This window comes from Mesorhizobium sp. WSM3626 (assembly GCF_000513935.1).
In the GTDB taxonomy this organism is placed as follows: domain Bacteria; phylum Pseudomonadota; class Alphaproteobacteria; order Rhizobiales; family Rhizobiaceae; genus Mesorhizobium; species Mesorhizobium salmacidum.
In genome coordinates this window covers 1-7107 of the sequence record NZ_AZUY01000086.1, presented here as the reverse complement: position 1 = coordinate 7107, position 7107 = coordinate 1, and the positions used below count along the sequence as shown (strand labels likewise).

Genomic DNA, 7107 nt, shown 5'->3' with positions numbered 1-7107 from the left:
GGAATGTCCTCGAGGTTGAGCGTGCAGGCTTCCTCGCAGGGTGCCGGACAGATGCGGCCGGTGAACTCCGGGAAATTGTTGGTCGAGTGCAGGTTGCGGATCGCGTTGTCCCAGTCCCTGTTGTAGACGAGGTCGTTCCAGTCGGGGATCTGGTTGTGGATCGGGCAGCCCGTCGGCCCGTGGCAGAACGGAATGCCGCAATCCATGCAGCGCGCGGCCTGTTTCTCGACCTCCTTGTCCGACATCGGCAGCGTGAACTCGCGAAAGTGCCGAATGCGGTCCGAGGCTGGCTGGTACTTGTGCACCTGCCGGTCGATTTCGAGAAAGCCTGTTACCTTGCCCATAGTCCAGTTCCTGCTGTCCAGATGGTGCGGTTTTCGCCGCACCCGTTAACCTCTTGAGGCAGCCATGGCAACCTTGAGCCCGAGGTCAAACTGTCGATGAAAGGGGCCGGGAAGCCTGGGCTCCCCGGCAATTCTCAAAAATCTATTCGGCCGCGACGCCCATGCGCATGCGTTCCATCTCGATCAGCGCGCGGCGGTATTCGACCGGCATGATCTTGCGGAATTTCGGCCGGAAGATTGTCCAGTCGTCGAGGATCTCGCGGCCGCGCACCGAACCCGTATAATGCACGTGGTTCGAGATCAGTTGGTACAGCCGCTCCTCGTCATGGCTGGTCATGTCGCCCGACACGTCGACGCGACCCTTGTGATCGAGGTCGCCGCCATGGTGCAGCAGCTTTTCCATGAGGTCGTCTTCTTCCGGAACCGGCTCCAGTTCGACCATGGCCATGTTGCAGCGCTCGGCGAAATCGCCGGCCTCGTCCAGCACATAGGCGACACCGCCCGACATGCCGGCGGCGAAGTTGCGGCCGGTTTTGCCGATGACGACGACGACGCCGCCGGTCATGTATTCGCAGCCATGGTCGCCAACGCCTTCGACGACGGCTGCCACGCCCGAATTGCGCACGGCGAAACGCTCGCCCGCTACGCCGGCGAAATAGGCCTCGCCCTCGGTCGCGCCATAGAGCACCGTGTTGCCGACGATGATGGAGTCGGCCGCGACGATCCTGGCCTCTTGCGGCGGCCGGATGACGATGCGTCCGCCCGACAGGCCCTTGCCGACATAGTCGTTGCCGGCACCGACGAGCTCGAACGAGATGCCGCGCGCCAGAAAAGCGCCGAAGGACTGCCCCGCGGTTCCGGTGAGCTTGACCTGGATCGTGTCCTCGCGCAGGCCCTTGTGCCTGAAGCGCTTGGCCACCTCACCCGACAGCATGGCGCCCGTCGAGCGGTCGACATTGCGGATGTCGACTTCGATCTTGACCGGCTGCTTGGTCTCCAGCGCGGGCCTGGCCAGTTCGATCAGCTTGCGGTCGAGCACATCATCGATCGGATGCTTCTGCCGTTCGGTCCAGTGCGCCGCTTCATGCGGCGCATCGGGCTTGTAGAACATCTTCGAGAAGTCGAGCCCGCGCGCCTTCCAGTGCTGGATCACGTCGCGCTTTTCCAGAAGGTCGGCGTCGCCGATGATCTGGTCGATATGGGTGAAGCCCATCTCGGCGAGCAGCGTCCGCACCTCTTCAGCCACGTAGAAGAAGAAGTTGATGACGTGCTCGGGCGTGCCCTTGAAGCGCTTGCGCAGCACCGGGTCCTGCGTCGCCACACCGACCGGGCAGGTGTTGAGGTGGCACTTGCGCATCATGATGCAGCCGGCCGCGATCAGCGGCGCGGTCGAGAAGCCGAACTCGTCGGCGCCGAGCAGCGCGCCGATGATGACGTCGCGCCCGGTGCGCAGGCCGCCATCGACCTGCAGCGCCACGCGTGAGCGCAGGCCGTTCAGCACCAGCGTCTGGTGCGTCTCGGCAAGACCCATTTCCCACGGGCTGCCGGCATGCTTGAGCGAGGTCAGCGGCGACGCGCCGGTGCCGCCATCATAGCCCGAAATGGTGATGTGGTCGGCGCGCGCCTTGGCGACGCCCGCCGCGACCGTGCCGACACCGACTTCCGACACCAGCTTGACCGACACGTCGGCCGCCGGATTGACGTTCTTCAGATCGTAGATCAGCTGCGCCAGATCCTCGATCGAGTAGATGTCGTGGTGCGGTGGCGGCGAGATCAGGCCGACGCCAGGCGTCGAGTGCCTCACCTTGGCGATGGTGGCGTCGACCTTGTGACCTGGCAACTGGCCGCCCTCGCCGGGCTTGGCGCCTTGCGCGACCTTGATCTGCATCATGTCGGAGTTGACGAGATATTCCGCAGTCACGCCGAACCGTCCCGAAGCGACCTGCTTGATCGCCGAGCGTTCCGGATTCTTGCCGCCGCCAGGCAGCGGCAGGTAACGATCAGCCTCTTCGCCGCCTTCACCGGTGTTCGACTTGCCGCCGATCTGGTTCATGGCGCGCGCCAGCGTGGTGTGCGCTTCCCTGGAAATCGAGCCGAACGACATCGCCCCGGTCGAGAAGCGCTTGACGATGTCGGCCGCCGGCATCACGTCGTCGAGTGCGACCTTCGTGCGGCCGGTCTCACCCGCCAGCTTGATCTTGAACAGGCCGCGGATGGTCTGGGCGCGGGCCGTCTCGCTGTCGATTTGCGCCGAATAGTCCTTGAACGTCTCCCACGATCCCTGGCGCACCGCATGCTGCAAGGTGGCGACCGCGTCGGGCGACCACATATGCGCCTCGCCGCGCATGCGGAACAGATATTCGCCGCCGACCTCCAGGCTGTTGCGCAGCACCGGATCGCTGCCGAAACCGTCCGTGTGGCGGCTGACGGTTTCGCCTGCGACCTCATCCAGCCCAACGCCTTCGATCAGCGTCGCGGTGCCGGTGAAGTATTGCTGCACGAAATCCGACTTCAGCCCGATAGCGTCGAATATCTGCGCGCCGCAATAGGACTGATAGGTCGAGATGCCCATCTTGGACATCACCTTGAGGATGCCCTTGCCGATCGACTTGATGTAGCGCGACACCACTTCATAGGCGTCGACCTCTTCCGGCAGTTCGCCGCGCTTGTGCATGTCGAGCAGCGTGTCGAAGGCGAGATAGGGATTGATCGCTTCCGCGCCATAGCCGGCGAGGCAGCAGAAATGATGCACCTCGCGCGGCTCGCCGGATTCGACGACCAGGCCGACCGCGGTGCGCAGTCCCTTGCGGATCAGGTGGTGGTGCACGGCGGCCGTCGCCAGCAGTGCCGGGATGGCGATGCGGTCCGGCCCGAGCTGGCGGTCGGACAGGATGATGATGTTGTAGCCGCCGGCGACCGCCGCTTCGGCCCGCTCGCACAGACGTTCGACGGCGCCCTGCATGCCGGCAGCACCCTCGCTCGACCCATAGGTGATGTCGATCGTCTTGGTGTCGAAACGGTCCTCGGTGTGGCCGATGGAGCGGATCTTCTCGAGGTCGCCATTGGTCAGGATCGGCTGGCGCACCTCGAGGCGCTTACGGCGCGAATTGCCGACCAGGTCGAAGATGTTCGGGCGCGGTCCGATGAAGGACACCAGGCTCATCACCAGCTCCTCGCGGATCGGGTCGATCGGCGGGTTGGTGACCTGGGCGAAATTCTGCTTGAAATAGGTGTAGAGCAGCTTCGACTTGTCCGACATCGCCGAGATCGGCGTGTCGGTGCCCATCGAGCCCACCGCTTCCTGGCCGGTGGTCGCCATCGGCGACATCAACAGCTTGGTGTCTTCCTGGGTGTAGCCGAACGCCTGCTGGCGATCGAGCAGGCTGACATCCTTGCGCAGCGCGCGGGGCTCGACCGGCTTCAAATCTTCCAGGATGAGCTGCGTGTTGCCAAGCCAGGTCTTGTACGGGTGCTTGGTCGCGATCTCCGACTTGATCTCCTCGTCGGGGACGATGCGGCCCTTGGCCAGGTCGATCAGAAGCATGCGGCCGGGCTGCAGCCGCCACTTCTGGACGATCTTTTCCTCCGGCACCGGCAGCACGCCGGCTTCCGAAGCCATGATGACGCGGTCGTCATCGGTGACAATGTAGCGTGCCGGGCGCAATCCATTGCGGTCGAGCGTGGCGCCGATCTGGCGTCCGTCGGTGAAAGCGACCGCCGCCGGGCCGTCCCACGGCTCCATCAACGCCGCATGGTACTCGTAGAAAGCCTTGCGGTCGGCATCCATGAGCTTGTTGCCGGCCCAGGCTTCCGGGATCAGCATCATCATGGCGTGGCTGAGGCTGTAGCCGCCCTGGAACAGGAACTCGAGCGCGTTGTCGAAGCACGCCGTATCGGACTGGCCGTCATAGGAGATCGGCCAGAGCTTCGAGATGTTGTTGCCGAACAGTTCGGAATCGACCGACGCCTGTCTGGCCGCCATCCAGTTGTTGTTGCCGCGCACGGTGTTGATTTCGCCATTATGCGCGACCATGCGGTAGGGATGCGCCAGCTTCCACGACGGGAAGGTGTTGGTCGAGAAGCGCTGGTGGACGAGGATCAGCGCGGTCTCGAAACGCGGATCGGTCAGGTCCTTGTAGTAGGCGCCGACCTGATAGGCCAGGAACATGCCCTTGTAGACGATGGTGCGCGCCGACAGCGACACGCAATAGGCGCCGATATCCTTGTTGTCGTTCTCGGCGTAGATGCGGCCCGAGATGACCTTGCGCAGCAGATAGAGCCTGGCCTCGTATTCCTCGTCATCGGTGATATCAGCCGTGCGGCCGATGAAGACCTGGCGGTGGAAAGGCTCGGACGCGACGATGTCAGCCGCCTTCGACAGCGACGAATTGTCGACGGGCACGTCACGGAATCCCAGTAGCGGCAGCCCTTCGGACTGCGCCGATTCCGCGATGATCTCTTCGACATGGGTGCGAAGGACGGCATCCTGCGGCATGAACCAGTGTCCGACGCCATACTGGCCTACCGGTGGCAGATCGATCCCTTGGGCCGCCATCTCCTCACGGAAAAAAAGATCCGGAAGCTGCACCAGCACGCCGGCGCCATCGCCGACCAGCGGATCGGCACCGACGGCGCCGCGATGCGTCAGGTTCTCGAGCACCGCAAGCCCGTCCTTGACGATCTGATGCGACTTCACGCCCTTCATGTTGACGATGAAGCCGACACCGCAGGCGTCATGTTCGTTGCGCGGATCGTAGAGTCCCTGGGCGGTGAGGCCGCCGGTGGTCGCGCGATTTTTGGTGGAGGTATTTTTGACGGCGGCCGCTTTCGTCTGCGCGGCCTGGCCGTTCGTCGCAGAGAGCGTCAATTCCGTCATCGTCCTATCCTCCGTTCCGCGCCACTTGGCCTTGGTCAGCCTGGGGGCGCTGGTTTGCCTTGGCGAGCACTTGAGCTCGCCCTTCATCCTCGCGGCACGTCTTGCGAAATCGCCGAACCAAGCGGCGCGCCGCTGGTTCACATCCGGTATCGTACAGGCCAGAGCTGGTCCGTCCACCTGTCGCTCGCGGCAAAAGCCGGAGTGGCCTAAACGATACGCCAATCCAGCCTGTTTTGTGCGACAAAATAAGACAGCACTACTGTCCTAAATTTTTATGACAGAAATCCAGGACCCATACAAGACCGATTCACAAAAAAATTGGCCGCGCAGCGACACAAAATTTCGTTAGGCGGTTGCAAAACGTAAGCTTCGGTCTCTGAAGACGCCGCGAGCCCGACGCTGGCTTTACCCGTTTTCTTGTGTCTGGCTCTTGCGGGCGGGTCATGAAACCGGCCAAGGTCCCGGCGATTTCCCCAGCACAGGCAGACGCATGTTCTTCGCTTCCGACAATTGGGCAGGCGCCCACCCAAGCATTGCAGCCGGCCTTTCGGCCCATACCGCCGGCTTTTCGACCGCCTATGGCGATGGTGCCCTCGACCAAACCGTCTATCAGCGCTTCAGCGAGATTTTCGAGCGCGAAGTGGCCGTGTTCTTCGTGGCGACCGGCACCGCCGCCAATTCGCTGTCGCTGACGGCCTATAACAAGCCCGGCGGCATTTCCTTCGCCCACCGCGAATCGCATATCATCGAGGACGAGTGCGGCGCGCCGGAATATTTTTCCGGCGGCTCGCGGCTTCACGCCGTCGACGGCCCGCTGGGCAAGATCGAGCCATACAATCTGGACAAGGCGATCGGCCGTTTCGCCGGCGAGGTGGTCCATTGGGGCCGGCCGATGGCCGTCTCGATCACCCAGTCGACCGAGGTCGGCACGATCTATGGCCTGGACGACATTGCCGCGATTGCGGCGATCGCCAAACACCATTCCGTGCCGCTGCACATGGACGGCGCCCGCTTCGCCAATGCGCTGGTCGCGCTCGACACCACGCCGGCTGAAATGACCTGGAAACGCGGCGTCGACATCCTATCCTTCGGCGGCACCAAGAACGGCTGCTGGTGCGCCGAGGCGATCGTGCTGTTCGATCTCGACCGCGCCAAGGAATTGGCTTTCCTGCGCAAGCGTGCGGCACAGCTTTTTTCGAAGTCGCGTTTCGTCGCGGCGCAGTTCGAAGCCTATTTCAAGGACGGGCTGTGGCTCGACACCGCCAGGCATGCCAACGTCATGGCCGCGCGCCTGGCGGCCGCGATCGAGGATTCGGCCACGGCAAAGCTTGCCTGGCTGCCGCAGGCCAACGAAGTCTTCGCGGTGATCAAGACGACGGAAGCCGAGAAGCTGCAGGCGGCGGGCGCGGCCTTCTATGACTGGCACAGGCCGCACGGCTTCGACGGCCATATCGGCGAGGACGAACTGCTCTATCGCTTCGTCACCAGCTTTGCGACGACCTCGGAGGAAGTCGACCGCTTTGGCCAGCTGATCGCGCGATAATCAGCCTTCGCGACAACAAAAAAGCGGCGCCTTTCGGCGCCGCTTCAGACTGCTGACAAACCCCTGGCTTTTGCCTAGGGTTTTTGATTCACTGGGTCATGTTGAAGCGACCCGCCCCTGAACAGACCGCGCTCGAGATGGTGACGTTGGATCAGCTTGTTCCGGCTGATCATCTGTTGCGCAAGATCGACCGCGTGATCGACTTTTCCTTTATCCACGAGCTGACGGCGCCGCTGTACTGCGCCGACAATGGCCGGCCGCCGCTCGATCCGACCTTGATGTTCAAGGCGCTGTTCATCGGCTACCTGTTCGGGGTTCGCTCGGAACGGCAGTTGGTGCGCGAG

General features: G+C 63.2%; 3 protein-coding genes and 1 pseudogene. 2 read left to right on the top strand and 2 right to left on the bottom strand.

All coding sequences use genetic code 11. From position 1 onward, the window contains the following. Positions 1 to 344 (bottom strand): annotated as a pseudogene (gene gltD / locus M653_RS01000000134115) (glutamate synthase); the annotation flags it as partial. Positions 345 to 486: 142 nt separating this feature from the next. Continuing rightward, positions 487 to 5220: a glutamate synthase large subunit gene (gltB, locus tag M653_RS0130785; RefSeq protein ID WP_027146736.1), complete on the bottom strand. Its 4734-nt coding sequence runs from the start codon at positions 5218 to 5220 to the stop codon at positions 487 to 489. A gap of 490 nt (positions 5221 to 5710) precedes the next feature. Here gltB and M653_RS0130780 point away from each other — a divergent pair, with 490 nt between their 5' ends. Then, positions 5711 to 6763: a low specificity L-threonine aldolase gene (locus M653_RS0130780; RefSeq protein ID WP_027146735.1), complete on the top strand. Its 1053-nt coding sequence runs from the start codon at positions 5711 to 5713 to the stop codon at positions 6761 to 6763. A gap of 98 nt (positions 6764 to 6861) precedes the next feature. Next, positions 6862 to 7107: transposase (locus M653_RS01000000134110; protein WP_032936545.1), on the top strand; the 246-nt coding region annotated here is incomplete at its 3' end.